Source organism: Pseudomonas bubulae (assembly GCF_900618535.1).
Lineage (GTDB): Bacteria > Pseudomonadota > Gammaproteobacteria > Pseudomonadales > Pseudomonadaceae > Aquipseudomonas > Aquipseudomonas bubulae.
Genome location: NZ_UYJA01000003.1, coordinates 542,376 through 568,918, shown reverse-complemented (window position 1 = coordinate 568,918; position 26,543 = coordinate 542,376). Strand labels below are relative to the sequence as shown.

The window sequence follows — 26,543 nt, the reverse complement described above, 5'->3', positions numbered from 1 at the left end:
AAATCCGGGACAGCCACCACTCCTTGCAACAAAAAACAACACCCTGAAGGCAGCTTTATCGCCGTTTGACCCAAGCAAGATCAGGCCTCATAGCTCAAAAACGCAGAATATTATTTATTTTTCATCCAGGCAGGAATTTGAGCACGCTTGTTGCATAGATCATTGACACAGTCGCCAGGCCTGAGCAGGAGCACAGCAACCCGACGATAAATAACAATAGCTAAACAGTAGGAATTTTGAGTTTTCATTGTAGGCAACATGAAATCAATCATATGCCCAACACTGGAAACAGTACTGAATCGATGCTCAAACAAGGCTCTAAGCGGCGCGCTTGCGACATGTGGGGTGCCATTTGCGACATGGCTGTAAAGAAGCTGAAAGGTTATGAGAGCAAGTATCGCCAATATTGCCGGCGTGATATAAGTTTGCGCCGACACAAAAAGAAAGAGCCGCCCAGATAATAATTCAGGTGGGACGGCAGTACTCTTCCTAAAACCAAAGGAGCAAATCACGATGCGCGTGATGAAGTGGAGCATGATCGCCCTGGCTGTTTCAGCCGGCACTACTCAGTTCGCAATGGCTTCGTCCCAGGACGACGCAAAAGGTTTCGTTGACGACAGCACGCTGACTTCCAAAACCCGCATGCTGTACATGAACCGCGACTTCCGTAACGGTGCTGGCAACAAGCAGCAGGCCGATGGTTCGTTCAAAAGCGGCTACCGTGAAGATTGGGGCCTGAGCGAGCTGCTTAACTACCAGTCCGGCTTCACCCAAGGCACCATTGGTGTCGGTGTTGATGCTTTCGCCATGGGTACTGCACGCCTGGATGGCGGTGCCGGTCGCCAGGGCAACGGCCTGTTCGCCAGCAAAAGCGATGGCTCCCCTGAAGATACCCAAGGGAAAATCGGCGGCGCGGTCAAATTCCGCCTGTCCGACACCGAGCTGAAATACGGCAACCAGTTCGTCGCCAGCCCGGTTTTCTCCACTGACGACAGCCGCCTGCTGCCTGAGGTTGCTACCGGCACCCTGATCACCAGCAAGGAAATCAAAGGCCTGGAGCTGACCGCAGGTCGCTTCACCGCACTGAGCTCCCAGACTGGCATGGCCCGTGACAGCATCAACGGCAAAGGCGAGCCAGGCCTGACCGCCGCCAATATTGCCGGCGCAACCTACCAGTTCACTGACAACTTCGTCGGCGGCATTGCCGCATCCGATGTTGATGACTACTTCAAGAAGCAGTACATCAACCTGAACTACACCCTGCCAATCGCAGAGTCTCAAGCCCTGAACTTCGACTTCAACGGCTACAGAACCTCGAGCCAGGGTCAGGAACGCGCCGGCGACGTTGACAACAAAATCTGGAGCCTGGCAGCCGCCTATAGCCTGGGCGCCCACAAGTTCACCATCGCTCACCAGCGCTCCACCGGTGACAGCGCTTACTACTACGGCGTAGATGGCGGCGGTACTATTTTCCTCGCCAACTCCGTGCAATATTCCGACTTCAACCAGCGTGACGAACGCTCCTGGCAGGGTCGCTACGACCTGAACATGGCCAGCTACGGCGTGCCAGGCCTGAGCTTCATGGCTCGCTACGTGAAAGGTGACAACATCTCCACCAGCACGGGCGAAGGCAAAGAGCACGAGTTCGACTTCGAGACCAAATACGTATTGCAGGAAGGCCCGGCCAAAGACCTGTCCTTGCGTCTGCGTAGCGCGGTTTACCGCACCAACGGCAACAACAGCGTGAACGGCACAGACAACAACGACGTACGTATCATTGCCGAGTACCCACTGAACATCTTGTAACCGAGGCCTAAGGGCTCTAGTTGCAAACACACTGTTTAGTGAAAGCCACGCACCTGTCTCAGGGCGTGGCTTTTTATTGGCCGACATAAGACCAAGTTATATAGCAAGCTAACTAACAGAGCCGAATGCAACTAATTATCAGTTATACATATATGTCCGATCATGCATTCGCAGCGGCGACCACAAGCGACAAAAACAATTAAAGGGGCCTTAGCCCCTTTAATTGTTTATCCAGACCTGACTCAATAATCAGGTGCAGTTCCCGGCCTTATTCCGCAGCCACTTCCTGAACCACACGTACTACACGCTGCGGAAAAGGAATATCAATACCTTCAGCCTTTAAGCGGTCACGCGAATGCTCGTTGAGCATAAAGAGTACATCCCAGTAATCCGGGGTGTTGACCCAAACCCGCAGCGACATGGTGATAGCACTGTCGCCCAAGGCAGTCACCACAACGACCGGAGCAGGCTGCTTCAGCACGCGCGGGTCATCGGCCAGCGCCAACAACACTTCACGCACCTTCTGCAGATCAGCTTCGTAGTCCACACCCACATCAAACACCACCTTGCGCGTCGGCTGACGGTTGTAGTTGGTGATGATGCCGTTGGACAGGTTACCGTTTGGCACGATGACGGTTTTGTTGTCACCGGTACGCAGCACCGTGTGGAAAATCTGAATGCTGTCGACAGTCCCGCTTACACCTTGAGCTTCGATCCAGTCACCGATCTTGAACGGGCGGAACAACAGAATCAGTACCCCACCTGCAAAGTTGGCCAAGCTGCCCTGCAATGCCAGGCCAATGGCCAGACCTGCCGCACCGATGGCTGCCACAAACGAGGTGGTCTGAATACCGATCATCGATGCAACACTGACAATCAGCAATATCTTGAGAATGATATTGGCCAGGCTGCTGATAAAGCCCTGCAGCGCAAGATCCGCCTTTCTCAACGCCAGCAACTGACCGATCTTGGTCGTCAGGCGGTTAATCAGCCACCAGCCGACAGCCAGGGTAACCAGTGCCAGCAGCACGCGACTGCCGTACTCCATGATCATCGGAACCCAGGCCTGGGAGGCCTTGATCAATTGATCAACTTCAGTGTTCAAATCCATTTTTATCTCCTCACGCCATTACCAGCCAGCGTCATTTATTCAGCAAAACGATCGAGCCACCCTGGCAGCTCAATCGTTTCTGCAGCGCCCAGGAAAATCGGACGTCAATGATCGCCAGAGGTTCCCCGGGTGGTGATCAGTCGCGGAAGTTGTTGAACTGCAGCGGCATGTCGAACGTTTTGGCACGCAACGCAGCGATGGCTTCTTGCAGGTCATCACGTTTTTTACCCGTGATACGCACTTGCTCGCCCTGAATGGCGGCCTGAACCTTGAGCTTGGCGTCCTTGACGTGAGCGACGATCTTTTTCGCCAGCTCTTTATCAATGCCTTCCTTGAGCACCGCTTCCTGCTTCATCAACTTGCCCGAAGCGTAAGCGTCCTTGACCTCAAGGCACTGAACGTCGATCTTGCGCTTGACCAGTGCCAGCTTGAGGATCTCGATCATGGCTTCGAGCTGGAAGTCGGCTTCAGCGGTCAAGTTGACCGTCAAATCCTTTTCCTTGAACTCGAAAGTACCTTTACCCTTGAGGTCATAACGACGGTCCAGCTCCTTGACGGCGTTCTCGACGGCGTTGGTGACTTCGTGCTTGTCCAGTTCGGATACCACGTCGAACGACGGCATGTAATTTCTCCAATAATAAACGGCGCGCTCAACACAGATGGAGCACGCCTGACCTGACAGTTAAAATGCGCGGGCATTATAGCGGTTCTTCGACTTCATTCACTTGCGAGCTCACATGCCAGATTCGGCCATCCCACAAAATCCCCCAAACGCACCGGCACGGGCTAGCACCACCTGGCACATTCTCGGTGCAGGCAGCATGGGGATGCTGTGGGCAACACGACTGGCACGCGCCGGCCTGCCCGTCACCCTCATTCTGCGCAACGACGACCGCCTGCAAGCCTATAAAGCCGTGCAAAAGTTGACCCTGATTAAAGGCGAAGATTCGCAACACTGGCCCATCAGCGCACAAACCCCTGAAACCGACGAGCCTATCCAGCGCTTGCTGGTCACCTGCAAGGCATACGACGCCGAGCAGGCGGTCAAGCAAATCGCCGGGCGCCTGAGCCCGGGTGCCGAACTGATCCTGTTGCAAAATGGCCTCGGCAGCCAGCAGGCCGTCGCTGCGCAGGTACCCCACGCGCGTTGCATCTTCGCGTCCAGCACTGAAGGCGCCTATCGCGATGGCGACTGGCGCGTAGTGTTTGCCGGGCGTGGCCATACCTGGCTGGGCGACCCACGTCATGGCCCTGCCCCTCAATGGCTGGAAGAGCTTCAACTCAGCGGCATTGCCCATGAATGGAGCCCGAATATTCTGAGCAGGTTGTGGCGCAAACTGGCACTAAACTGTGCGATTAACCCACTGACGGTGCTCCATGATTGCCGCAACGGCGGCTTGCAAGCCCATGATGCCGAAGTGAACACCCTGTGCGCCGAACTCAGCGCCTTGCTGGAACACTGCGGCCAGGCAGAAGCCGCCATCGACCTGGCCACCGAGGTGCACCGGGTCATCCAGGCGACAGCCAACAATTATTCATCGATGCACCAAGATGTCAGCCAGGGCCGGCGCACCGAAATCAGTTACTTGCTGGGCTACGCTTGCACTGCCGCCCGCAACCGACAGTTCGCCGTCCCCTGTCTGCAAGGTCTGCACCAACGCTTGAGCGAACACCTGCGCCAGCGCGGATTGCCCTGCAACTGAGGGCCGCGCTACCCTGCCCTTCTGTTCTTTTATCAAATGGCCATCTCATGCCCTTGCGCCAGCGCCTTGAAAACCTCCCGGTAGGCCAGAAGCTGCTGACCGCCCTGCTCGCCTTGCTGGCCACCGTATTGCTGGTGGCCAACTTGACGTTTATCAGCGTCGCGTACTGGATCTCCCACGAGAGCACGGCTCCGCAAGCCCTGCAAACCCTGGGCAAGCTGACCGCAAACCCCGACCTGATCACCCACGCACTGGACTCGCCGCAAAGCGCCAAAGCCCTGCTCAACGAGATCGGCAGCTACGCCCCCCTGCGTGCTGCCGCCATTTATGACAGCGCGGGCAACCTGCTGGGACAACTGCAACACGGCGAACACCTGCCACTTCCGGAGCACTATCGTCAACTTGAGGCCTGGAGCCTCACCGAACTGCGCAGCCATCAAATCACCCGCCTGCATAACGGCGACCAGCCCCCCGGGCATTTGTTGCTGATCGCCAGCAGCGAACTGCCAATGGCGTTCTATACCGGCACGCTAACGGCCAGCCTGGGCATTCTGATCATCAGCGCTTTGCTCTGGTTCGTGGTGGCGCGGCAGATCAAGCGCCTGATTACCCAGCCTATTCACCGCCTTGAAGAACTGTCCCGCCAGGTCACTCGCGAGGAGAACTACGCATTGCGCGCGGCGCCCGGCAACAACGACGAAATCGGTAGCCTGGCTGAGGCATTCAACACCATGCTGTCGCGCATTGAAGTACGCGATCAAGCGCTCAAGCGCGCACGGGACGAGGCCCGCCAGGCGTACGATCAAGCGCAGTCGCTGGCCGAAGAAACCCGCAACACCAATCGCAAGCTGGAACTGGAAGTCCAGGTACGCAGCAAAATCGAGAAAAAACTTACCGGTTTTCAGAACTACCTCAACTGCATCATCGACTCCATGCCTTCGGCGCTGATTGCACTGGACGAACAGCTCTATGTCACCCAATGGAACCAGGAAGCCAGCGCCCTCTCCGGCACGCAGCTGGATGAAGCCCTGAACAAGCCCATCGAGCTGGCATTTGAACCTCTCAAGCCCTTCCTGCCGCAACTCAAAGACACCATTGAGCACCACCAGGTCGCAAAAATTGAACGCGTTACCTGGAATCAGGGCGAGGAAGCCCGCCACTATGCCCTGACCTTTTACCCCCTGATGGGCGGTGGTGGACGCGGCGTGGTGATCCGCATCGATGACATCACCCAGCGCCTGTCGCTGGAAGACATGATGGTGCAATCGGAAAAAATGCTTTCCGTAGGCGGGCTGGCTGCCGGTATGGCTCACGAAATCAACAATCCGCTGGGAGCGATCCTGCATAACGTACAGAACATTCGCAGGCGCCTGTCGAGCGAGTTGCCCAAGAACATCGAACAAGCCGAGCAGACCGGCATCGACCTGGAGGTGGTCAACCACTACCTGCAGGCCCGGGAAATCCCGCAACTACTGGATGGCATTCAACAGGCCGGTGCACGCGCGGCGAAAATTGTCACCCATATGCTCAGCTTCAGCCGCCGCAGCAACCGGCAGATGAGCCCCTGTGATCTGTCGGCCCTGATTGACCAGGCTCTGGACATCGCCAGCAATGATTTCGACCTGGCCATTGGTTTTGACTTTATGGGACAAGCCATCACTCGCCAGTTCGACCCGCAACTGGGACCGGTGCCCGGCATCCCCAACGAACTGGAGCAGGTGCTGCTCAATTTGCTGAAGAACGCCGCCCAGGCCATTCATCAACGTGCCGATCAGAGCGAGCCGGGACGCATAACCCTGCGCACCAGGCTCAACCCGCCCTGGGCGGAAATACAGGTCGAAGACAACGGTGCCGGTATGCCCGAGGCGGTGCGCAAACGAATTTTCGAGCCCTTCTTCACCACCAAGGAAGTTGGCCAGGGCACAGGGCTTGGCCTGTCCGTGTCGTACTTCATCATTACCAACAACCACAAGGGCCAAATGGAAGTGCACTCAACCCAGGGCCAAGGCACCTGTTTTACCCTGCGCCTGCCCTTGGCCGGCAACCAGCCGGCCTCCCCCGAACCAACCAACGTGGAAATGTAACCATGGGCTTTCGCTTATCGAAAATTTATACCCGCACCGGCGACAAGGGCGAAACAGGGCTTGGCGACGGTCGCCGTGTGCCCAAGGATCACCCGCGCATAGAAGCCATCGGCGAAGTCGATACGCTTAACAGCCAGGTCGGCCTGCTCCTGGCCGGGCTCATCGAGCACAGTGCCAGCCAGCCGGGGCTCAACGAGCTGATCGAGGTGCTTGAGCCGTGTCAGCACCGTTTGTTTGACCTGGGGGGTGAGTTGGCGATGCCGGAATATCAGGCACTTAACGCTGCCGAGATCGAACGGCTTGAAACTGCGATCGATCGCTGGAATGAGGAGCTGGGGCCACTGGAGAACTTCATTCTGCCCGGCGGCTCGAGCCTGATAGCCCAGGCCCATGTTTGCCGCAGCCTGGCACGTAGTGCCGAACGCCGCTGCCAGCAGCTCAATGCATTGGAGCCACTGGCAGGTGTGGGGCTGGCGTATATCAATCGCTTGTCTGACTTGCTGTTTGTCGCCGCGCGCCTGATTGCCAAGCGCCAGGGGGTTGCAGAGATCCTGTGGCAGGCGGCTGCCAAACCAAAGGCTTGATGTCGTTCATTTGTAGTCGCTCTACTCGTCAGCGACTACAGGAAAAACTGAATCTGTGGGAGCGAGCCTGCTCGCGAAGGTCGTTCGCGAGCAGGCTCGCTCCCACAACCAACAGAACGTGCATGCCGTCGCGGGACCCGCAACAGCCTCCGAATCACATCAAACCTGCGGCCAGAACGCCCGAATACCCGCCACGCCCTGGGCACCGATCTGCCACGCCTGCTGGCGATCATCCGGGCCGAGCCCACCCAGCAAAAATACCGGCCTGCTGAAATTGGCGATCAATTGCTGCGCCTGCTCCCAGCCCAGTGGCTGTGCATCAGGGTGGGTCTGCGTCGCCAGCACCGGCGACAGGGTCACGAAGTCCACATCCATCTGTTCAGCCAGCGCCAGCTCCTCGGCGTTATGGCATGAAGCAGCCAGCCAGCGGTCTTTTGGCAATGGCCGACCCTTGGCGGCGTACTTGCGCAATTGCGCGGCCGTCAGATGCCAGCCGGCCGAAGGAAAATCCCCCAACCACTCCAACGGCCCCTTGAGCATCAACTGCGCCTTGCCGGCACACAAGCCGGTCGCGTCCACCGCCAGGTCGCGGTACTTGGGGTCGTACCCATTGGGGGCACGCAACGAAATCAGCCTGATCCCGCCAGCAATCGCCTTCTGGATACCGCGCAACAGCTCAGGGGTCTCCAGTTCATCCGGCGTAATCAGGTACTGATCGGGCAAGCGGGCAGCGGCCACAATGGGCTGATTGGCGTCAGGGAACCTGTAGTCCACCAACTCGCGCTGACTGACCCAAGCCAGTGGCTGACCTTCTACGCCATGAGGTTCGCCGGAAAACGCCGAAACTTCCCATACATCCAGCAGAACCTGCTTATCCGGATAGTCATGCTGAACCTTGATCAGAGGCCGGGCCACCTCGACCGTAATGCCCAACTCTTCTTTCAGCTCGCGCGCCAGTGCAGCTTCGACCGATTCCCCGGCCTCGACCTTGCCGCCGGGAAATTCCCACAGACCGCCCTGATGCTGAGTGTCAGCGCGACGAGCGATCAGAATGCTGCCGTCTGTGCCTCGGATAACGGCCGCAGCCACATGAACTCGTTTCACCCTTGTACTTCCTCTAATCCGGCCTGTTGCCAGGCTTTGAACGCAGGCCATTGATAAATGGCGTCGATATACGCTTGATCTTCTGCTGACAGCTCCACGCGATAAGTGCGAAGGCGCACAGCCACCGGCGCGAAAAACGCATCAGCCACACTCAACCGCCCGAACAGGTACGGCCCGCGTTCGCTGGCCACAGCACGGCACTCTGCCCACAAGGCAATGATGCGCTCGATGTCGGCCTGAGTCTCGGCCGGCATGGGTACCAGCGCCTGATCATGGCTCAAATCAAATGGCAGATTGCCCCGCAACGCAAAAAAGCCGCTGTGCATTTGCGCGCAAGCCGATCGGGCCTGGGCCCGTGCCTTGATATCTGCAGGCCATAACTGGGCCGCAGGGAAACGCTCATTCAGATATTCGGCAATCGCCAGCGAGTCAGCGATGGTGCCATGTTCGGTCTTGAGCAACGGTACTTTACCCGTTGCCGAGTGTTGCAGAATCAGTGCCCGGGTATCCGGCTGACCCAGTTTTATCAGTGTCTCGGTGTAGGCAGCACCCGCCAGATCCAGCGCCAGCGCGCCACGCAGGGACCACGAAGAGTGCAACTTGTCGCCAATGATCAGGTGGAAGCTCATACACAGACACCTTGAGAATTAGGGGGTAAATCTGATGCCCTCAAGGCATCACGGTGCTGCCCGCGCAGGATCGGCTGACAACCCCGTGATGTCGAGACGACTTAGGTACGGTACTCGGCGTTGATTTTCACGTATTCGTGGGACAGGTCAGTGGTCCAGATAGTCTCGCTGCAGGTACCACGACCCAATTCGATGCGGATGGTGATTTCTTCGCGAGCCATCACTGCCGAGCCCTGCTCTTCGGTGTAAGTGGCCGAACGGGCGCCGCCGCTGGCAATGCACACTTCACCCAGGAACACGTCAATCTTGCTGACGTCCAGATCCGGCACGCCTGCGCGGCCCACTGCAGCCAGAATGCGGCCCCAGTTCGGGTCCGAGGCAAACAGCGCGGTCTTGATCAGCGGCGAGTGTGCAACGGTGTACCCCACGTCCAGGCACTCCTGGTGATTGGCGCCGCCATTTACTTCAACGGTGACAAACTTGGTCGCACCCTCACCGTCACGCACGATGGCCTGCGCCACCTCCATGCAGACTTCCAGCACCGCCCGTTTCAACGCGGCAAACAGCGGGCCGCTGGCTTCTGTAATTTCAGGCAGGGCAGCCTTGCCGGTGGCAATCAGCATGCAGCAGTCGTTGGTCGAAGTATCGCCATCGATAGTGATGCGGTTGAACGACTTGTTCGCACCGTCGAGCAGCAGGTTTTGCAACACGTCGCGGGCAACTTTGGCGTCGGTGGCGATGTAGCCCAGCATGGTGGCCATATTTGGACGAATCATGCCCGCACCCTTGCTGATACCGGTCACGGTGATGGTTACGCCTTCATGCTCGAACTGACGGCTGGCACCCTTTGGCAGGGTGTCGGTGGTCATGATGCCGGTTGCAGCCTCGGCCCAGTTGTTCTCGGACAAATCGTCCAGCGCGGCTTGCAATGCGCCTTCGATCTTCTCGACAGGCAGCGGCTCGCCGATCACCCCGGTGGAATACGGCAGCACGGCACTGGCATCAACGCCGGTCAGTTCAGCCAGCCTGGCGCAGGTCCGGGTTGCAGCGATCAGCCCCGGCTCACCGGTACCGGCGTTGGCATTGCCCGTGTTGGTCAGCAAATAGCGAACCGGGCCTTGCACACGTTGTTTGGCCAGAATCACAGGGGCCGCGCAAAACGCATTCAGGGTGAAAACACCCGCCACGCTGGAGCCTTCGGCGCAGCGCATAATCACCACGTCCTTGCGCCCTGCGCGCTTGATACCGGCAGAAGCGATACCCAGTTCAAAACCGGCCACCGGGTGCAAAACAGGCAAAGGACCAAGACCAACAGCCATGACGCGCTCCTAAAAAGTTCTGTGCGCCGCCGCAAAAGGACGGGAATTCAATGGTAAAACGCCGCGACGGCTAATGCCGGTCGCGGCGCAGGTGTTTCAGCAGGTGAAGCGGGCTTTAGTTGATTTGCCCGTGACAGTGCTTGTATTTCTTGCCCGAGCCGCAGTGGCACAGCTCGTTGCGACCCAGCTTCTGCTCGCTACGAACAGGCTCGGTTGCCGCCACAACATCTTCGACGTCAGCACCTTGCAGCACCTGGGCCATTGCCTCCGGCTGGTCAAGGCCCGGCGCTTCAGCATGCTGGAACTGCATGCGCGAAGCCAGGTCTTCAGCTTCCTGGCGCAGGCGCGCCTCCTCTTCGACCGGGTCTTCACGACGAACCTGTACGTGGGACAACACACGGATCGAGTCGCGTTTGATCGAATCAAGCAGCTCGGAGAACAGGTTGAACGACTCGCGCTTGTACTCCTGCTTCGGGTTCTTCTGCGCATAACCGCGCAAGTGGATACCGTGGCGCAGGTGGTCCATGGTCGACAGGTGGTCTTTCCACAGGTCATCCAGAACGCGCAGCACAATCTGCTTCTCGAACGTGCGCAGTGCTTCAGCACCGGCCTGCTCTTCTTTCTCGTTGTAAGCTGCAATCAATTCAGCCAGCAGCTTCTCACGCAGGGTTTCTTCGTACAGGTGATCATCTTCGTCGAGCCATTGCTGGATCGGCAGTTTCACCCCGAAGCCGCTTTCGATGGCCGCTTCCAGACCTTTGACGTCCCACTGTTCCGGCAACGATTGTGGCGGAATATGAGCGCTTACGGTGCTGTCCAGTACATCCTTGCGGAAGTCGGCGATGGTCTCACCGATGTTGTCGGCTGCCAGCAACGTGTTACGCATGTGATAAATCACTTTACGCTGTTCGTTGTTGACGTCATCGAACTCCAGCAATTGCTTGCGGATATCGAAGTTGCGACCTTCAACCTTGCGCTGGGCCTTCTCGATCGCGTTGGTCACCATGCGGTGCTCAATCGCTTCGCCGGACTGCATGCCCAAGGCCTTCATGAAGTTCTTCACCCGATCAGAGGCGAAGATACGCATCAGGCTGTCTTCCAGCGACAGGTAGAAACGGCTGGAACCGGTGTCACCCTGACGGCCGGCACGGCCACGCAGCTGGTTGTCGATACGGCGCGATTCGTGACGCTCGGAAGCGATCACATGCAGGCCACCCGACTCCAGCACCTGCTGGTGACGTTTTTGCCAGTCGGCCTTGATCTGCGCGATCTGCTCAGGTGTCGGGTTTTCCAGGGAGGCTACTTCCACTTCCCAGTTGCCGCCCAACAGGATGTCGGTACCACGACCGGCCATGTTGGTTGCAATGGTCAACGCGCCCGGACGACCGGCCTGTGCAATGATTTCTGCTTCTTTTTCGTGGAACTTGGCGTTCAGAACCTTGTGCTCGATGCCTTCCTTCTTCAGAAGGTTGGACATGTGCTCGGAGGTTTCGATGGTTGCCGTACCCACCAGCACCGGACGACCCTTGGCCATGCAGTCCTTGATGTCGGCCACGATTGCTGCGTACTTCTCGTCCGCGGTGAGGAACACCAGGTCGTTGTAGTCTTTACGCGCCAGCGGCTTGTTCGGCGGGATGACCATTACCGACAGACCGTAGATCTGGTGGAATTCAAACGCTTCGGTGTCTGCTGTACCGGTCATGCCCGACAGCTTGTTGTACAGGCGGAAGTAGTTCTGGAAGGTGGTCGAGGCCAGGGTCTGGCTCTCTGCCTGGATATTCAGGCCTTCCTTCGCTTCGATCGCCTGGTGCAGGCCTTCGGACAGACGACGACCCGGCATGGTACGCCCAGTGTGTTCGTCGACCAGCAATACCTGACCGTCTTCAACGATGTATTCAACGTTGCGATGGAACAGCTTGTGGGCGCGCAGTGCAGCGTACACGTGGGTCAACAGGCCCAGGTTGTGCGCCGAGTACAGGCTTTCGCCTTCGGCGAGCAGGCCGATCTGGGTCAGCATGTCTTCAACGAACTGGTGACCGGCTTCGTTCAGCTCAACCTGGCGGGTCTTTTCATCGATGGTGAAATGGCCAGCCTTGGTGACTTCGCCTTCCACTTCCTCGATGTGTTGCTCAAGGCGAGGGATCAGCTTGTTGATTTCAATGTACAGCTTGGAGCTGTCTTCAGCCTGACCGGAGATGATCAGCGGAGTACGGGCTTCATCGATAAGGATGGAGTCGACTTCGTCGATTACGGCGAAATTAAGCTCGCGCTGGAATTTTTCTTCCATGCTGAAAGCCATGTTGTCACGCAGGTAATCGAAACCGAACTCGTTGTTGGTGCCGTAAGTGATATCGGCAGCATAGGCTTCGCGCTTTTCCTGAGGTGGCTGGAACGGTGTCACGACACCGACCGTAAGGCCCAGGAACTCGTAGAGCGGGCGCATCCAGTTGGCATCCCGGCGAGCCAGGTAGTCGTTCACGGTTACCACGTGAACGCCCTTGCCCGACAATGCGTTGAGGTAAACGCCCAGGGTTGCTACCAAGGTCTTGCCTTCACCCGTACGCATTTCTGCGATCATGCCTTCATGCAAGGTCATGCCGCCGATCAGCTGTACATCGAAGTGACGCATGCCCATGACACGCTTGCCGGCTTCACGGCAGACCGCAAAGGCTTCTGGCAGCAGTTGGTCGAGGGTCTCACCTTTGGCTATGCGGGCCTTGAACTCTTCGGTCTTGGCGCGCAATTGCTCATCGGTCAGGGCAACCATCTGCTCTTCGAAGGAATTGACGACCTGTACTGTCTTGAGCATGCGTTTAACTTCGCGCTCGTTCTTGCTTCCAAAAAGTTTCTTTAACAAAGGCGCAAACATATCGGCAGGATCTTCCACACATAGGGATGGAGGGCGGCCCCGAGAGTCGCCCGAGCAGCCCTGATGGCCGCATGCGAACGAGCATTCTACCCGGAAACGGCGGTGAGGAAAGTGGCGTTATTCCACGATACTGGTACTGCGTTGTGAAGGGGCCTCCCTAAAATAAGGGCTTTTTGCTGAACTTCAACCCGTTTGCACAAGAAGTTACTCATTGATTTCATAAATAAATTCAGATTTACCTTAGCCCGGACCAGTGAGAGGCAGGCATCTGCTAAGATTGCAGCTCTGTTTTATCAGGTGTTTGAACATGGCATTTCGCCCACATCCAGCACGGGCACCCTCCGTCCTGCTCCGCGAGGCCAAGCCCCTAAAAGCTATTTTCGGCCATGCCAAGCGCCTGGCACACCTGCAACGCCTGCTTGAAAGCCAGCTTCAGCCCGCTGCACGGGAGCATTGTCACGTTGCCTCATGGCGTGAAGGGAGTTTGTTGCTGATCGTGACCGACGGCCATTGGGCCACTCGCCTGCGCTATCAGCAAAAGCGCCTGCTGCGCCAACTGCAGGCATTCGACGAGTTCGCCAGCCTGACCCGCATTTTGTTCAAGGTGCAGCCGCCCACGGTACAGGCCAAGGTCGCGGGGCATACGCTGGATTTGTCCGTCGATGCCGCCCAGACCATCCAGGCAACGGCCGATGGCATTACCGACCCGGCCTTGCGCGCGGCCCTTGAACGCCTGGCCAGCCACGCGCGGCCAAAACCCGACTGATCCTCCTGATCAAGCCCCATTGTGGGAGCGAGCCTGCTCGCTCCCACAGTTGCAGTCTTGTTATTTATTTGCGCTTGCTGTTACCCAGTAACGACCCCAACAGCCCGCGCACCAGCTGACGGCCCATCTGACCCGCCGCCTGACGCGCCATCGACTGCAAGGCCTTGCCTGCTGTCGTGCCCAAAAAGTCTCCCGCCTGATCAAGAAACCCCGGCTCGTGCTGTGCAGCCTGTGTCTGCGCCTGATCTTGCGGCGCCACGCCTTTGCGGGCCATGAGGATTTCATAAGCCGACTCTCGATCAACGGGCTTGTCATAACGCCCCTGCAGCGCTGAACGGCTGATCAATGCAGCCCTTTCGGCCTCCGTCAGCGGGCCTATACGCGATTGCGGTGGCGCAATCAGCACCCGCTGAACCATCGCCGGCGTGCCTTTTTCCTCAAGCATGCCCACCAGAGCCTCCCCCGTGCCCAGCTCCGTCAGTACGGCCAGCGCGCTGAATGCCGGATTGGGGCGAAAGCCGTCTGCCACAGCTTTCAGGGATTTCTGCTCTTTGGCCGTAAAGGCCCGCAGCCCGTGCTGGATACGCAACCCCAACTGTGCCAGCACCGTATCGGGCAAGTCCGCCGGTGATTGAGTGACGAAATACACCCCTACACCCTTGGAACGAATCAACCTGACCACTTGTTCCAGCCGGTCCTGCAATGCTTTTGGCGTACCGGCAAACAACAGATGCGCTTCGTCGAAAAACAGCGCCAGTAAAGGCTTGTCTGCATCGCCGCGCTCGGGCAACTGTTCGAAAAGCTCCGCCAGCAACCACAACAGAAACGTTGCGTAGACCTTGGGCGCTTCATGCACCAGGCGGCTGGCATCGAGCAGATGGATCTGCCCGCGCCCGTCGCTGGCGGGCTGCAAAATATCGTCGAGCTGCAGTGCCGGCTCACCAAACAGGGCTTCTGCACCCTGCTGCTCAAGGGTTGCCAGACGGCGCAACAACGCCTGGCTGGAGCCCGTGGTCATCAGGGCCGCGTCATCGCCAAGCACTTGTGGGTTGTCACGCAGGTGATTGAGCAGTGCCTTGAGGTCTTTAAGGTCAAGCAGCAACAACCCTTCCCGATCCGCCACCTTGAAGGCGGCATAGAGGGCCGACTGCTGGCTGTCGGTCAGCTCCAGCAGGCTGCCCAGCAGCAACGGCCCCATGTCACTCAGGGTCGTGCGCAATGGGTGACCCATCTTGCCCTGGATATCCCACAAAGTAACCGGATAGGCCTTGGGCTGGTAATTGAGCCAGGGCATTCCCGCGATCCGTTCGGCAATCTTGCCCTGGGGATTGCCGGCCGCACCCAGGCCGCACAAGTCACCCTTGATGTCGGCGGCGAAGACGGCCACCCCGGCATCACTGAACTGTTCAGCCAGCCGCTGAAGCGTAACGGTTTTACCCGTGCCCGTGGCTCCCGCCACTAAACCGTGGCGATTGGCCAGGCGCAAGGACTGCGCGATGGGCTGAGCCGAAAGGTCAGCGCCGATTACTAGAGCAGAAGAGTCAGGCATTTTGCCACCTTTGATTAATCTTTAGCGATCGCGGGTCGATACACACTGAATGCTAGACCACATAAAACCGGATTTAGCGTGGTAAAGCGGCTTGATCAACAGCCAACTTGCCCTGTTCAGGCAGTGCTGTGTAGAGCGCGCGTTTTACCAGAGTGTATGTCGCACACTTTTAGACCTTAGCGGACCCTTCAAGCCATGAATAAAAACCTGCGTTTCAGTCATAAAATCCTGCTTGCCGCGTCCCTGATCGTAATAGCCGCCTTTTCGCTATTTACGCTGTATAACGACTACTTGCAACGCAACGCCATCCGCAACAACCTGGACAACTACCTGCACGAGATGGGCAGTGTCACGGCCAATAACATTCAGACCTGGCTCGGTGGCCGGATCCTGCTGGCGCAAAACCTCGCTGAATCCATCGCCCTGACTCCAGAGCCCGCCCAGGTGGCCAGCCTGCTGGAACAAAAAACCCTGAGCAGTACCTTTATGTCGGTTTATTTTGGTGACAGCCAAGGCGGATTTACCATTCGCCCTGACAGCAAGATGCCTGACGGCTACGACCCGCGCACCCGGCCCTGGTACAAGGATGCGTTCAACAGCAGCAGCTCCAGCCTGACCAAACCCTATATAGATGCTGCCACCGGACAGATGGTCATTACCATCGCGGCCCCGGTAAAAAAGGGCTCTCAAACCCTGGGTGTGGTCGGCGCCGACATGACCCTGCAAGCCATCACCGACAGCATCAACGCGCTGAATTTCAACGGCATGGGTTACGCCTTTCTGATCAATGCCGACGGCGAAATCCTGGTGCACCCGGACAAGAGCCTGGCCACCAGGAACCTGAAGGACATCTATCCGCAGGACACTCCCGCGATCACCACTGCGTTCAGCGAGATCCAGGCCAATGGCAAAACCCGGATCGTAAGCTTCACCCCGATCAAAGGGCTGGGCTCAGCCAACTGGTACATCGGCCTGTCGGTTGACAAGCAGCAGGCTTTCGCAGCGCTCAGTGAGTTCCGTACGTCGGCAATCATTGCCACGGTTATCGCCGTGGCTTCGATCATCGCCCTGCTCGGCCTGTTGATTCGCCTGCTGATGCAACCGCTGCACGTGATGACCCGCGCCATGCAGAATATTGCCGAAGGCGAAGGCGACCTGACGCGCCGCCTGGTGGTGGAGTCCCAGGATGAATTCGGTACCCTGGGCAGCGCATTCAACCGTTTTGTCGAGCGCATTCACGCTTCCATCAGCGAAGTGGCCTCGGCCACCGGCCAGGTCAACGAGGTGGTCCTGCGGGTTGTCAGCGCTTCCAACTCATCGATGCTCAACTCTGACGAACAGGCCAGCCGCACCAGTAGCGTCGCCGCTGCTATCAACGAACTGGGCGCCGCCGCACAGGAGATCGCCCGCAACGCCGCCCAGGCCTCGCACCAGGCCAGCGATGCACGCAGCCTTGCCGAGGAAGGCCAGGAAGTGGTCGAACGCAGTATCAGCTCGATGCAGAAGCTGTCGCAAATGCTTGGCACTTCCAGCGGTCATATCGAGTCGCTTAACGACAAGACGGTGAATATCGGTCAAATCCTGGAGGTGATTACCAGCATTTCCCAGCAAACCAACCTGCTGGCCCTTAACGCCGCCATTGAAGCAGCTCGTGCTGGCGAAGCCGGGCGTGGCTTTGCCGTGGTCGCCGATGAAGTGCGCAACCTGGCACACCGCACCCAGGAATCGGCGCAGCAAGTGCAGAAAATGATCGAAGAATTGCAGATCAGTGCCCGAGGCTCAGTGAGCACCATGGAAGAAAGCCAGCGTCACAGCCAGGACAGCGTGGAAATCGCCAACCGCGCGGGCGAGCGCCTGATCAGCGTGACCGAACGCATTGGTGAAATCGACGGCATGAACCAGTCTGTCGCCACGGCAACCGAGGAACAAACCTCGGTGGTCGAGTCGATCAATATGGACATTACCGAGATCAATACGCTGAATCAGGAAGGCGTCGAAAACCTTCAATCAACCCTTCGCGCGTGTTCCGATCTGGAACAGCAGGCTGCCCGCCTGAAGCATCTGGTGGGCAGTTTCAGGATTTAGGCTTCAGACACACGCTGCATGCCTGCAGCGTCTAGCTCCTGCGCCCAAAGCTCGGCGGCACCGGGGAAGTCGGTGCCGTCCTCGGGGCTGAGGGCATCCGGGTCATAGCGACTCAGACAGCCCTCACCCAAGGTCGGTGGAGCACTGGATGTCGCCTTGTCGAGTGGATCGCTCATCACATCCTCCGCCGGCAATCCTTCGCGAGCAGGCTCGCTCCCACGGTGTCGATCAGAACACTACAGTCTTGTTGCCATGCACCAGCACGCGATCTTCAAGGTGATAACGCAAGCCACGGGCCAGTACCATTTTCTCGACATCACGGCCGAAACGCACCATATCCTCAATGCTGTCACTGTGGCTGACACGTACCACGTCCTGCTCGATGATAGGACCGGCATCCAGCTCTTCAGTCACATAATGGCAGGTTGCACCGATCAGCTTCACGCCCCGCATCGAGGCCTGGTGATAAGGCTTGGCGCCGACAAACGACGGCAGGAAGCTGTGGTGGATATTGATGACCTGGCCGGCATATTCGCTGCACAGGTCAGGTGGCAGGATTTGCATGTAACGGGCCAGTACCACCACTTCGGCAGCATGGTGCTTGACCAGACGCGAGACTTCGGCGAAAGCCGGCTCCTTGTTCTTCGGGTCAACCGGTACGTGATAGAACGGGATGCCATGCCACTCGACCATGCTGCGCAGGTCGTCGTGATTGGAGATCACGCAGGAAATATCGCAGTCCAGTTCATCGCTGTGCCAGCGGTGCAGCAGATCTGCCAGGCAGTGGGATTCGCGGCTCGCCATCAATACCACGCGTTTTTTCTGCGCCGTATCGGTAATGCGCCACTCCATCGAGAACTCTTCGGCGATCGGGGCAAATGCCTCACGAAACGCCTCCAGCCCGAACGGCAGGGAATCGGCACGAATCTCGTGACGCATAAAGAACCAACCGCTCTGGTCGTCCGAGTGGTGGCTTGCTTCAGTGATCCAGCCATTGTGGGAGGCAAGGAAATTGCTGACCTTGGCGACAATGCCGACGCCGTCGGGGCACGCAATCACCAACCGAAAAGTGCGCATGAGGGGAAAACTCCAAAAACTTTACTAAGGCCGCCATTCTAGCGAGTGCGCAGCAAAACTGCAGTATTCGTTACTGCTCGGCACCTGCGCCATCGGGTCGCGCACCAAAGGTGCCACACCAGCATCGACGTGGCCTGCACTGCAATGGACGGACACTTGCCGATGTTATTGATCGTCCATATTAACCTCACTGTAGCGCGGTGTATTTAATAGCGCGCATATTCTCGAGGGCAAAGTTAATGAATAAAATTTTAAATTAAATAGCCCTTTCATGTTTACTTGCAGTAACTGTCTGACTACTATTGCGCCACTGTCTCCCTGACATCCTTTTCAACATAAGGTTATCCTCATGTCCTTGATCAACGAATATCGTGCAACCGAAGAAGCCATCAAAGAACTGCAAGCCCGCCTGAAGAACCTGTCCGAAGACGACAAACTTCAAACCGAGCTGGAATTTGAAGGCAAACTGCGCACGCTGATGGGCGAATACCAAAAATCGCTACGCGATATCATCGCTCTGCTGGATCCGGAATCCAAAGTTAGCAAAGCACCTCGCGGCGTTGTTAAAACCACCGGCACCAAACGTGCCCGTAAGGTTAAACAATACAAAAACCCACACAATGGTGAAGTGATTGAAACCAAAGGTGGCAACCACAAAACTCTGAAAGAGTGGAAAGCCAAGTGGGGCGGCGACGTGGTTGAAGGCTGGGCTACTTTGCTCGACTAAGTGACACCGGGCCCGCAACTATTTTGCGATGCCACTAAAAAACGCCAGCATGCTGGCGTTTTTTATTGCCTGTGTTTTAGTCCGCACTCTCGGCGGGCGGGCTCAGCCCGACACGCCGGCTCAATGCCTGGGCATAGCGCTGCCATTCGCCCAAAAGCTTTAGCTGGGCCGGCGTGGCACTGCGCGACAGCTCATCTGCTGCCTGCATAAAGCTGTCCAGGGTCAAAGGCGCACCCATGGCCGGATCCGACAAACGCTGCTGGCAGAAGATATGCCAACGCTGCTGTTCTTGTTCACTCAGGGTATGAGGAAAGTTTCGGGCGCGGTATCGAAACAATAATTCGGGCAAGCGCTCATCATCAAATGGCCATGTATCTTTGGCCAATTGCTCCGGGTCACTGTGCCTGACCTGCTCACACAGGCGACGGTCTCGATCGCCAATAAACCCGTCATACAATTGCTGCTCCGGATCTTCACTGGGGGTAAAGTCTTCGCGGGCATAAATGGCCGACAACTTTTCCTGCCAAACTTGCTGAGCCTCAACAAGGCTCCGGGCTCGCGCGTGATAGAGGTCCATGTCCAGTTGCAATCGCTGTTGGTCCTGGGCACGCACTACATTCAAGGGGGCGACCACCGGGCAACGATTAACTTGAATCAGCTTTAGCCCAATGGGTAATTGACCGTCGGGTAAATCTCCACGCCGGGTATAGAGCATCTTGCGCAACGCTGCGGCGTCCATCTCCAGTAAAGGCTGAGGGTCTAAGTGCAGGTCGTAGACAATCAGAGCATTACGATTCTTTGGGTGCCAACCCAGCGGCAAGACCACACCGGCATAATGTCTGGCCGCGGAAAAACGCCCCGAGATATGCAGCATGGGCTGCAATAGCCGAATTTGATCAAGCACACGTTGTTTGCTGCGCAACTGGAATAACCAGTCATATAACTTGGGTTGTTTGTCACGAATCAGCCGGGCCAGCGCAATGGTTGCCCGTACATCGGACAACGCATCGTGGGCCTGGCCATGATCAATCCCGTTAGCCGCCGTCAACCGTTCAAGCTTGAGCGTCACCCGCCCCTCTTCCTCTGGCCAGACGATGCCTTCAGGCCGCAGGGCATAGGCTGTTCGCACCACATCAATGAGGTCCCAGCGACTGTTGCCACCCTGCCATTCACGCGCATAAGGGTCGAAGAAGTTTCGGTAGAGACTGTAGCGCGTTACCTCATCATCAAAGCGCAACGAGTTGTAGCCCGCCCCGCAAGTGCCGGGCAGGGCCAGCTGGGCATGGGTGCGAGTCATGAACTCGGCTTCGCCCAGGCCTTTGTCTTCGAGACGAGCGGGCGTGATGCCGGTGATCAGGCAGGCCATGGGATGAGGGAGGATATCGTCGCTTGGCTGACAATAGAGGTTGACCGGCTGATCAATCTCGTTGAGTTCAAGGTCGGTGCGGATGCCGGCCACTTGCACCGCCCGGTCGCAGCGCGGGTTGATACCGGTGGTTTCGTAGTCGTACCAGAAGATAGAGGTCACGGGGTGTTCCTGAGCAGTAGACCCGGACAGTCTAGGCGCTCAAACCCGGGCAAGACCAGCCCCGGGGCTATGCAGAGGCTTGCAGGGGCTGGAAGCTGAAGTAGCGCTGCAAGGCACTGATCAAACCGCTGTACTCGGCGGGTGGCTGATACAGGATAAACCCGGAATCGTAATAATGCGGCGTTAGATCCTCACGGCACCACAGGCAACGCGCTGTCAGGTCGATAAACTGCACCTCCCCATCGGCACCGGGAAGCTTGATCCGAAACTCGAAATTGGCGTCGACCAACATCGGTAACTGGCTGATCAGCATCAACCCGCCATCAGACACATTGCCCAGATAGCCAATAGGCTTGTCCGTGAACCGATTGAACACTTTCAGGAAAAACGTCAGTTGGTGCCGCTGGATAAGCCGTTCGATAACCATGTTCAACTTCACTATAGAGAGGCCATTCAGCATGGCCGCGCTGGCGTCTCGAAACGCCCTGTCCCCCACATCCGGGCCAACAGTCACGTGTAGATCTGCCCGCCATCTTCACCTGAAGCTCGACATATCAAGCAGCGACAGAGCGAGTAATCCGTTTGTGTACCAAGAGAAACAAAAAACACTCGAACGAATTTGATATTAGCCAACCGGGCACAAATGACCAGTTTAAATTTCGCCCATCATGGAATGCTTACAGGCACTGCCTGGGCAGTAGTGCCGGGGCCCGGGATGAACCTGAGAATGCGCAATGTCTCGATCCGAGCCTTGGCCCGGTAGGCGTACTCGCTCTTGGGAAATTCGTTGATGATGTACTGGTAGGTCTGGGACGCATCCAAGTAAAACTTCGTACGCTCAAGACACAGTCCACGGAGCATAGCTGTTTGTGGCCAAATGTACGGGCGACTACGACTGTCGCGATCAACCTCGGACAACTCAAGCATTACCGTTTCACAATTGCCCCGGTCGTAAGCACGATAGGCATTGTTCAAATGATGGTTCATCGACCAACGGGTACAGCCGGTCGCACTGGCGACCAAGATTAAAACGAGCACGATTCGCATGGGGCATCTCCTGTTCATAACAGTGTATCGACCCCACGGCCAGATTCTTCAGACAACAGACCCGATGCACCACAACTTAAGCAGAAAGTAGTGCAGAGGAACAATGACTACAGCCAAAGACCATAGTAGCCTTTGGCAGCGCTTGAACTCAGGAGTCTTTGCATGTCTGTTCGTCGAACCAAAATTGTTGCCACACTTGGCCCTGCCAGCAATTCACCGGAAATGCTGGAACAGCTGATCCTCGCTGGCCTGGACGTTGCCCGTCTGAACTTTTCCCACGGCACCCCCGACGAGCACAAGGCTCGCGCCAAGCTGGTACGTGACATCGCTGCCAAGCACGGTCGTTTCGTAGCCCTGCTGGGTGACCTGCAAGGCCCGAAAATTCGTATCGCCAAATTTGCCAACAAAAAGATCGAGCTGAAGATCGGTGATCAATTCACCTTCTCCACCAGCCATCCGTTGACCGAAGGCAACCAGCAAGTGGTCGGCATCGACTACCCGGACCTGGTTAAAGACTGCGGCGTCGGCGACGAGCTGCTGCTCGATGACGGCCGTGTGGTGATGCGTGTAGACACTGCCACCGACGACGCCCTGCACTGCACCGTGCTGATCGGCGGCCCACTGTCCGACCACAAAGGCATCAACCGTCGCGGTGGTGGCCTGACCGCACCGGCGCTGACGGAAAAAGACAAGGCCGACATCAAGCTGGCTGCCGAAATGCAAGTCGACTACCTGGCCGTGTCGTTCCCGCGTGACGCTGCCGACATGGAATACGCCCGCCAACTGCGCGACGAAGCCGGCGGTACTGCCTGGCTGGTAGCGAAGATTGAACGCGCCGAAGCCGTAGCCGATGACGAAACCCTCGACGGCCTGATCAAGGCCAGCGATGCGGTCATGGTTGCCCGTGGCGACCTGGGCGTTGAAATCGGCGATGCCGAGCTGGTGGGCATCCAGAAAAAAATCATCCTGCACGCACGTCGCCACAACAAGGCAGTGATCGTGGCAACCCAGATGATGGAGTCGATGATCCAGAACCCGATGCCAACTCGTGCCGAAGTGTCCGACGTTGCCAACGCCGTTCTCGACTACACCGACGCCGTGATGCTCTCGGCTGAAAGTGCTGCCGGTGCCTACCCGCTGGAAGCCGTGCAGGCTATGGCGCGCATCTGTGTCGGCGCTGAAAAGCACCCGACCAGCAAAACGTCCAGCCACCGTATCGGTAAAACCTTCGAAAGCTGCGACCAGAGCATTGCGCTGGCGGCCATGTACACCGCCAACCACTTCCCGGGTGTCAAAGCGATCATCGCCCTGACTGAAAGCGGCTACACCCCGCTGATCATGTCGCGCATCCGCTCCTCGGTGCCGATCTACGCCTACTCCCCGCACCGTGAAACCCAGGCGCGCGCGGCAATGTTCCGTGGCGTCTACACCGTACCGTTCGACCCGGCATCGCTGCCGCCAGAACAGGTCAGCCAGGCTGCCATCGACGAGTTGCTCAAGCGTGGCGTTGTGGAAAAAGGCGACTGGGTCATCCTGACCAAGGGCGACAGCTACCACACCATCGGCGGCACTAACGGCATGAAGATCCTGCATGTCGGCGACAAAATGGTTTAAGCCTGCAAGGTTTGAATCCCAAGCCCCGCCTGAGTGATCAGGCGGGGCTTTTTTGTGCGCCTAGCTGCGGGTCAAAAAGGCATCGGCCAACAGCTGATTACGCGGCAAGCCCGCCAGAAACAAACGTTTGGCAAAGGCATCGACCGTATCCGGATGACCGCAGACCAAGGCACGGGTCTGGCGCGAGACAACCCCCATCTGTAACAGGTAGTCGGGCAACTGAGGGCGTTCAAGGTACTCGATCACAAACCCTGGACAAGCCGCCGACAGGGCCAGCAGTTCGCTCTGGAGGTAATGCTCAGCCTTGTCGCGGGCCACATGCACCAGCCGTATCGGGCCTTGATGATCCTGACGCAAGGCCTCGCGCAATACGCCATACAAAGGCCCCAGGCCGGTACCGGATGCCAGCAGCCAGAGCGGTTGCTCCTGCCAGTCCGGATCATAACGCAGTGCGCCGCCGCGCAACTCGCCCAGCCGTACAACGTCACCGACCTTGAACTGGCGGGCCGCATCGACAAACTCACCGGGGTGCGCACAATCGAGGTGAAACTCCAGAAAGCGGTCTTCTTCGGGCAGGCTGGCCAATGAATACGGCCGCGCCACATCGCCGGCCCACAGCACCAGATGCTGGCCTGCGCGATAACGCAAAGCCCGCTGCGGCGTGAGGCACAAGCGCAACACCGTCGGACTGAGCCAGTCGAGCCCTGCCACTTGGGCCGGCACACCGTCGCGCAGCGGGTCAAAGGCTTCAATCTGCAGGTCTTCGACAATTTGACACTGACAGGCCAGGCGCCAGCCCTGCTCATGCTGGTCCCGACTCAATGCCTCGGGCTTGAGATCGGCGGGCTCACCACGCACGCAGCGCACCAGGCAGGCATGGCAACTGCCCGCCCGGCAACTGTAGGGCACCGACACGCCAACCTGATTCAAGGCATCGAGCAGGTTAGTGTTCGGGGCAACTGACCAGTGCTGGTCAGCGACGTGTAACTGGGGCACTGCTGGCCTCCGCAGGGTAAGCCTGTGGGAGCTGGATTGCTCTCGATGCAGGCGACGCGGTTTTTTTGAATGACCGCGGTGATGCAATCGCGAGCAAGCCCGCTCCCACAGTTGATCTTCATATATTTCGTGGTTTTACAGTTTAACTTATCACCCCTCGTCCACCCCCTACTTTCGTTTGCACCTCTACGGGTGTATCAGTGAGAGTACCGGGTTATACTGCCGCGCCGTTTTTGTACCGGTCATGCGTGTCCGGTATGCCAAGCAAAGATGTTTTCGACAGACCGATGCACCAAGGTCGCAAACACCTTATTGATTGTATGTTCCCGTCTTATAGAGGAGCGCGACCCATGACCGTGATCAAGCAAGACGACCTGATTCAGAGCGTTGCTGACGCCCTGCAATTCATTTCCTACTACCACCCCGTGGACTTCATCCAGGCCATGCACGAAGCCTACCTGCGCGAAGAATCGCCAGCGGCCCGTGACTCGATGGCGCAAATCCTGATCAACTCGCGCATGTGTGCCACCGGCCACCGTCCGATCTGCCAGGACACCGGCATCGTCACCGTATTCGTACGCGTCGGCATGGACGTGCGCTGGGATGGTGCCACCATGGGCCTGGACGACATGATCAACGAAGGCGTGCGTCGCGCTTACAACCTGCCGGAAAACGTCCTGCGTGCTTCGATCCTGGCCGACCCGGCCGGTGCCCGTCGCAACACCAAGGACAACACCCCTGCAGTGATCCACTACTCCATCGTTCCGGGCAACACCGTGGAAGTGGACGTGGCAGCCAAGGGCGGCGGTTCCGAGAACAAGTCGAAAATGGCCATGCTCAACCCGTCCGACTCGATCGTTGACTGGGTGCTCAAGACCGTTCCGACCATGGGCGCGGGCTGGTGCCCACCGGGCATGCTGGGTATCGGCATCGGCGGCACCGCGGAAAAAGCCGCAGTGATGGCCAAGGAAGTGTTGATGGAATCCATCGACATTCACGACCTGATCAAGCGTGGCCCGAGCAACCGTATCGAAGAGATGCGCATCGAGCTGTTCGAGAAGGTCAACCAGCTGGGCATCGGCGCCCAGGGCCTGGGCGGCCTGACTACCGTGCTCGACGTAAAAATCATGGACTACCCGACCCACGCAGCGTCCCTGCCGGTGTGCATGATCCCGAACTGCGCGGCCACCCGTCACGCCCACTTCGTGCTGGACGGCTCCGGCCCGGCAGCCCTCGAAGCGCCACCGCTGGATGCCTACCCGGAAATCGTCTGGGAAGCCGGCCCGTCGGCCCGCCGTGTCAACCTTGACACCCTGACCCCGGAAGACGTGCAGAGCTGGAAGCCGGGCGAGACCGTCCTGCTCAACGGCAAAATGCTCACCGGTCGCGACGCGGCGCACAAGCGCATGGTCGAAATGCTGAACAAGGGTGAAACCTTGCCGGTAGACCTCAAGGGTCGCTTTATCTACTACGTTGGCCCGGTTGATCCGGTGCGTGACGAAGTGGTTGGCCCTGCAGGCCCGACCACCGCTACGCGAATGGACAAGTTCACTCGTCAGATCCTTGATCAGACCGGCTTGCTGGGCATGATCGGCAAGTCCGAGCGCGGCCCTACCGCCATTGAAGCGATCAAGGAACACAAAGCCGTGTATCTGATGGCTGTGGGCGGTGCTGCTTACCTGGTCGCCCAGGCGATCAAAAAGTCCCGTGTAGTGGCCTTTGCCGAACTGGGCATGGAAGCGATCTACGAGTTCGATGTCAAAGACATGCCGGTTACGGTGGCAGTCGACAGTAAAGGCGAGTCGGTGCACATCACCGGCCCGGCGATCTGGCAGAAGAAAATCAGCGACAGCCTGGCTGTAGAAGTGCAATAAGCGCTTTTTAGCCAGAAATAAAAAGGCCGGGTTATTAACCCGGCCTTTTTTATGCCTGTCCAAAAGCCCCC

23 protein-coding genes and 1 pseudogene are annotated in these 26,543 nt (G+C 57.9%); 10 read left to right on the top strand and 14 right to left on the bottom strand.

Annotation, left to right across the window (positions count from 1 at the left end):
* Nucleotides 1-110 precede the first annotated feature (110 nt).
* Nucleotides 111-536, bottom strand: a complete 426-nt coding sequence (locus PPTH39_RS13665) for a hypothetical protein (RefSeq protein ID WP_130872088.1) — start codon at nt 534-536, stop codon at nt 111-113.
* Here PPTH39_RS13665 and PPTH39_RS13660 point away from each other — a divergent pair.
* Nucleotides 514-1,806, top strand: a complete 1,293-nt coding sequence (locus PPTH39_RS13660; RefSeq protein WP_130872087.1) for an OprD family porin — start codon at nt 514-516, stop codon at nt 1,804-1,806. The two genes, PPTH39_RS13665 and PPTH39_RS13660, sit on opposite strands and share 23 nt — an antisense overlap.
* Before the next feature lie 268 nt (nt 1,807-2,074).
* Here PPTH39_RS13660 and PPTH39_RS13655 read toward each other — a convergent pair whose 3' ends face one another.
* Nucleotides 2,075-2,917 (bottom strand): mechanosensitive ion channel family protein, encoded by an 843-nt coding sequence (locus tag PPTH39_RS13655; RefSeq protein ID WP_130872086.1) that lies wholly within the window; start codon nt 2,915-2,917, stop codon nt 2,075-2,077.
* Between the two features lie 136 nt (nt 2,918-3,053).
* The gene (locus PPTH39_RS13650) at nt 3,054-3,539 is read right to left on the bottom strand and encodes a YajQ family cyclic di-GMP-binding protein (RefSeq protein ID WP_007906601.1); all 486 of its coding nucleotides are present in this window, start codon (nt 3,537-3,539) and stop codon (nt 3,054-3,056) included.
* Between the two features lie 205 nt (nt 3,540-3,744).
* Here PPTH39_RS13650 and PPTH39_RS13645 point away from each other — a divergent pair, with 205 nt between their 5' ends.
* From PPTH39_RS13645 to PPTH39_RS13635, 3 genes are read left to right on the top strand one after another with little or no spacing between them, the layout of a single operon-like run.
* Nucleotides 3,745-4,620, top strand: a complete 876-nt coding sequence (locus PPTH39_RS13645; protein ID WP_232527646.1) for a putative 2-dehydropantoate 2-reductase — start codon at nt 3,745-3,747, stop codon at nt 4,618-4,620.
* Nucleotides 4,621-4,667: 47 nt separating this feature from the next.
* On the top strand, nt 4,668-6,704 hold the full coding sequence (locus PPTH39_RS13640) for a sensor histidine kinase (RefSeq protein ID WP_095001785.1): 2,037 nt from the start codon (nt 4,668-4,670) through the stop codon (nt 6,702-6,704).
* 2 nt (nt 6,705-6,706) lie between these two features.
* A complete protein-coding gene (locus tag PPTH39_RS13635) occupies nt 6,707-7,288 on the top strand; it encodes a cob(I)yrinic acid a,c-diamide adenosyltransferase (protein WP_095001786.1) in 582 nt (193 codons plus the stop codon).
* Between the two features lie 159 nt (nt 7,289-7,447).
* Here PPTH39_RS13635 and PPTH39_RS13630 read toward each other — a convergent pair whose 3' ends face one another.
* From PPTH39_RS13630 to secA, 4 genes are all read right to left on the bottom strand, one after another.
* The gene (locus PPTH39_RS13630; protein ID WP_095021329.1) at nt 7,448-8,392 is read right to left on the bottom strand and encodes a Nudix family hydrolase; all 945 of its coding nucleotides are present in this window, start codon (nt 8,390-8,392) and stop codon (nt 7,448-7,450) included.
* The gene (locus tag PPTH39_RS13625) at nt 8,389-9,021 is read right to left on the bottom strand and encodes a glutathione S-transferase (RefSeq protein WP_130872084.1); all 633 of its coding nucleotides are present in this window, start codon (nt 9,019-9,021) and stop codon (nt 8,389-8,391) included. Before PPTH39_RS13625 ends, PPTH39_RS13630 begins: the two co-directional genes overlap by 4 nt.
* Nucleotides 9,022-9,122: 101 nt before the next feature.
* The gene (argJ, locus tag PPTH39_RS13620; protein ID WP_095026570.1) at nt 9,123-10,340 is read right to left on the bottom strand and encodes a bifunctional glutamate N-acetyltransferase/amino-acid acetyltransferase ArgJ; all 1,218 of its coding nucleotides are present in this window, start codon (nt 10,338-10,340) and stop codon (nt 9,123-9,125) included.
* Between the two features lie 115 nt (nt 10,341-10,455).
* The gene (secA, locus tag PPTH39_RS13615; RefSeq protein WP_095001790.1) at nt 10,456-13,209 is read right to left on the bottom strand and encodes a preprotein translocase subunit SecA; all 2,754 of its coding nucleotides are present in this window, start codon (nt 13,207-13,209) and stop codon (nt 10,456-10,458) included.
* A gap of 307 nt (nt 13,210-13,516) precedes the next feature.
* Between secA and PPTH39_RS13610 the strand changes: the two genes are divergently transcribed.
* On the top strand, nt 13,517-13,975 hold the full coding sequence (locus tag PPTH39_RS13610) for a DUF721 domain-containing protein (RefSeq protein ID WP_095001791.1): 459 nt from the start codon (nt 13,517-13,519) through the stop codon (nt 13,973-13,975).
* Between the two features lie 64 nt (nt 13,976-14,039).
* Here PPTH39_RS13610 and PPTH39_RS13605 read toward each other — a convergent pair whose 3' ends face one another.
* Nucleotides 14,040-15,524: a helicase HerA-like domain-containing protein gene (locus PPTH39_RS13605; protein ID WP_130872083.1), complete on the bottom strand. Its 1,485-nt coding sequence runs from the start codon at nt 15,522-15,524 to the stop codon at nt 14,040-14,042.
* Between the two features lie 195 nt (nt 15,525-15,719).
* Between PPTH39_RS13605 and PPTH39_RS23880 the strand changes: the two are divergent.
* Both PPTH39_RS23880 and PPTH39_RS23875 read left to right on the top strand, forming a co-directional pair.
* Nucleotides 15,720-16,754, top strand: a pseudogene (locus PPTH39_RS23880) (HAMP domain-containing protein); the annotation flags it as partial.
* Between the two features lie 90 nt (nt 16,755-16,844).
* Nucleotides 16,845-17,609 (top strand): methyl-accepting chemotaxis protein, encoded by a 765-nt coding sequence (locus tag PPTH39_RS23875; RefSeq protein ID WP_373557358.1) that lies wholly within the window; start codon nt 16,845-16,847, stop codon nt 17,607-17,609.
* On the opposite strand, the gene PPTH39_RS13595 is transcribed toward PPTH39_RS23875, so the two are convergent.
* A complete protein-coding gene (locus PPTH39_RS13595; RefSeq protein WP_130872081.1) occupies nt 17,606-17,785 on the bottom strand; it encodes a hypothetical protein in 180 nt (59 codons plus the stop codon). The two genes, PPTH39_RS23875 and PPTH39_RS13595, sit on opposite strands and share 4 nt — an antisense overlap.
* Before the next feature lie 52 nt (nt 17,786-17,837).
* A complete protein-coding gene (purU, locus tag PPTH39_RS13590; RefSeq protein ID WP_095001795.1) occupies nt 17,838-18,686 on the bottom strand; it encodes a formyltetrahydrofolate deformylase in 849 nt (282 codons plus the stop codon).
* A 349-nt stretch (nt 18,687-19,035) separates the two neighbouring features.
* Here purU and mvaT point away from each other — a divergent pair, with 349 nt between their 5' ends.
* Nucleotides 19,036-19,413, top strand: coding sequence for a histone-like nucleoid-structuring protein MvaT (mvaT, locus tag PPTH39_RS13585; RefSeq protein ID WP_048363549.1), 378 nt, complete (start codon nt 19,036-19,038; stop codon nt 19,411-19,413).
* Nucleotides 19,414-19,489: 76 nt separating this feature from the next.
* Here the strand turns inward: mvaT and sbcB are convergent, their stop codons facing one another.
* From sbcB to PPTH39_RS13570, 3 genes are all read right to left on the bottom strand, one after another.
* The gene (gene sbcB, locus PPTH39_RS13580) at nt 19,490-20,941 is read right to left on the bottom strand and encodes an exodeoxyribonuclease I (RefSeq protein ID WP_130872080.1); all 1,452 of its coding nucleotides are present in this window, start codon (nt 20,939-20,941) and stop codon (nt 19,490-19,492) included.
* Between the two features lie 67 nt (nt 20,942-21,008).
* A complete protein-coding gene (locus PPTH39_RS13575) occupies nt 21,009-21,368 on the bottom strand; it encodes a PilZ domain-containing protein (protein ID WP_095001797.1) in 360 nt (119 codons plus the stop codon).
* Between the two features lie 239 nt (nt 21,369-21,607).
* Nucleotides 21,608-21,988: a tetratricopeptide repeat protein gene (locus PPTH39_RS13570; protein WP_095001798.1), complete on the bottom strand. Its 381-nt coding sequence runs from the start codon at nt 21,986-21,988 to the stop codon at nt 21,608-21,610.
* Nucleotides 21,989-22,150: 162 nt separating this feature from the next.
* Between PPTH39_RS13570 and pyk the strand changes: the two genes are divergently transcribed.
* Complete coding sequence (gene pyk, locus PPTH39_RS13565) at nt 22,151-23,602, top strand: pyruvate kinase (RefSeq protein WP_088377893.1); 1,452 nt, start codon at nt 22,151-22,153, stop codon at nt 23,600-23,602.
* A gap of 60 nt (nt 23,603-23,662) precedes the next feature.
* Here pyk and PPTH39_RS13560 read toward each other — a convergent pair whose 3' ends face one another.
* Entirely contained in the window at nt 23,663-24,598 is a 936-nt protein-coding gene (locus PPTH39_RS13560; RefSeq protein WP_130872079.1) for an iron-sulfur-binding ferredoxin reductase, read from the bottom strand.
* 350 nt (nt 24,599-24,948) lie between these two features.
* Between PPTH39_RS13560 and PPTH39_RS13550 the strand changes: the two genes are divergently transcribed.
* Nucleotides 24,949-26,472: a fumarate hydratase gene (locus PPTH39_RS13550; RefSeq protein WP_095001801.1), complete on the top strand. Its 1,524-nt coding sequence runs from the start codon at nt 24,949-24,951 to the stop codon at nt 26,470-26,472.
* The last annotated feature ends 71 nt before the right edge of the window (nt 26,473-26,543 follow it).

Excerpts from the sequence above, each read along its gene's own strand:
- PPTH39_RS23875 (WP_373557358.1), top strand. The coding sequence starts at position 16,845 with ATGCTCAACTCTGACGAACAGGCCAGCCGCACCAGTAGCGTCGCCGCT.
- PPTH39_RS13575 (WP_095001797.1), bottom strand. The coding sequence starts at position 21,368 with ATGGTTATCGAACGGCTTATCCAGCGGCACCAACTGACGTTTTTCCTG.
- PPTH39_RS13640 (WP_095001785.1), top strand. The coding sequence starts at position 4,668 with ATGCCCTTGCGCCAGCGCCTTGAAAACCTCCCGGTAGGCCAGAAGCTG.
- PPTH39_RS13625 (WP_130872084.1), bottom strand. The coding sequence starts at position 9,021 with ATGAGCTTCCACCTGATCATTGGCGACAAGTTGCACTCTTCGTGGTCC.
- PPTH39_RS13660 (WP_130872087.1), top strand. The coding sequence starts at position 514 with ATGCGCGTGATGAAGTGGAGCATGATCGCCCTGGCTGTTTCAGCCGGC.
- secA (WP_095001790.1), bottom strand. The coding sequence starts at position 13,209 with ATGTTTGCGCCTTTGTTAAAGAAACTTTTTGGAAGCAAGAACGAGCGC.
- PPTH39_RS13550 (WP_095001801.1), top strand. The coding sequence starts at position 24,949 with ATGACCGTGATCAAGCAAGACGACCTGATTCAGAGCGTTGCTGACGCC.
- argJ (WP_095026570.1), bottom strand. The coding sequence starts at position 10,340 with ATGGCTGTTGGTCTTGGTCCTTTGCCTGTTTTGCACCCGGTGGCCGGT.
- pyk (WP_088377893.1), top strand. The coding sequence starts at position 22,151 with ATGTCTGTTCGTCGAACCAAAATTGTTGCCACACTTGGCCCTGCCAGC.
- PPTH39_RS13605 (WP_130872083.1), bottom strand. The coding sequence starts at position 15,524 with ATGCCTGACTCTTCTGCTCTAGTAATCGGCGCTGACCTTTCGGCTCAG.
- mvaT (WP_048363549.1), top strand. The coding sequence starts at position 19,036 with ATGTCCTTGATCAACGAATATCGTGCAACCGAAGAAGCCATCAAAGAA.
- PPTH39_RS13650 (WP_007906601.1), bottom strand. The coding sequence starts at position 3,539 with ATGCCGTCGTTCGACGTGGTATCCGAACTGGACAAGCACGAAGTCACC.
- PPTH39_RS13635 (WP_095001786.1), top strand. The coding sequence starts at position 6,707 with ATGGGCTTTCGCTTATCGAAAATTTATACCCGCACCGGCGACAAGGGC.
- PPTH39_RS13645 (WP_232527646.1), top strand. The coding sequence starts at position 3,745 with ATGCTGTGGGCAACACGACTGGCACGCGCCGGCCTGCCCGTCACCCTC.
- PPTH39_RS13665 (WP_130872088.1), bottom strand. The coding sequence starts at position 536 with ATGCTCCACTTCATCACGCGCATCGTGATTTGCTCCTTTGGTTTTAGG.
- PPTH39_RS13655 (WP_130872086.1), bottom strand. The coding sequence starts at position 2,917 with ATGGATTTGAACACTGAAGTTGATCAATTGATCAAGGCCTCCCAGGCC.
- PPTH39_RS13595 (WP_130872081.1), bottom strand. The coding sequence starts at position 17,785 with ATGAGCGATCCACTCGACAAGGCGACATCCAGTGCTCCACCGACCTTG.
- purU (WP_095001795.1), bottom strand. The coding sequence starts at position 18,686 with ATGCGCACTTTTCGGTTGGTGATTGCGTGCCCCGACGGCGTCGGCATT.
- PPTH39_RS13570 (WP_095001798.1), bottom strand. The coding sequence starts at position 21,988 with ATGCGAATCGTGCTCGTTTTAATCTTGGTCGCCAGTGCGACCGGCTGT.
- PPTH39_RS13610 (WP_095001791.1), top strand. The coding sequence starts at position 13,517 with ATGGCATTTCGCCCACATCCAGCACGGGCACCCTCCGTCCTGCTCCGC.